Source organism: Shigella sp. FC1661 (assembly GCF_001712525.1).
Lineage (GTDB): Bacteria > Pseudomonadota > Gammaproteobacteria > Enterobacterales > Enterobacteriaceae > Escherichia > Escherichia coli.
Genome location: NZ_MDGW01000522.1, coordinates 1 through 291, shown reverse-complemented (window position 1 = coordinate 291; position 291 = coordinate 1). Strand labels below are relative to the sequence as shown.

Genomic DNA, 291 nt, shown 5'->3' with positions numbered 1-291 from the left:
CCCTCAGACAGAAAACAAAGTGATGAGCGGCTAAAACTGGAGATTAAGGTGGCACATATCCGCACTCGCGAAACATATGGAACCCGGCGGCTCCAGACGGAGCTGGCAGATAACGGAATTATCGTCGGTCGTGACAGACTGGCACGTCTTCGTAAGGAGCTGAGGCTGCACTGTAAGCAGAAACGCAAGTTCAGGGCGACCACAAACTCTGACCACAATCTGCCGGTTACGCCGAATCTGCTGAATCAGAACTTTACGCCCACAGCACCTAATCAGGTCTGGGTCGCAGAT

Annotated in this window: 1 protein-coding gene; it reads left to right on the top strand. The window is 52.9% G+C overall.

Features of this window, described 5'->3' with window-relative positions:
• Window positions 1-291: IS3 family transposase (locus BFF42_RS21595; protein WP_146759067.1), on the top strand; the 291-nt coding region annotated here is incomplete at both ends.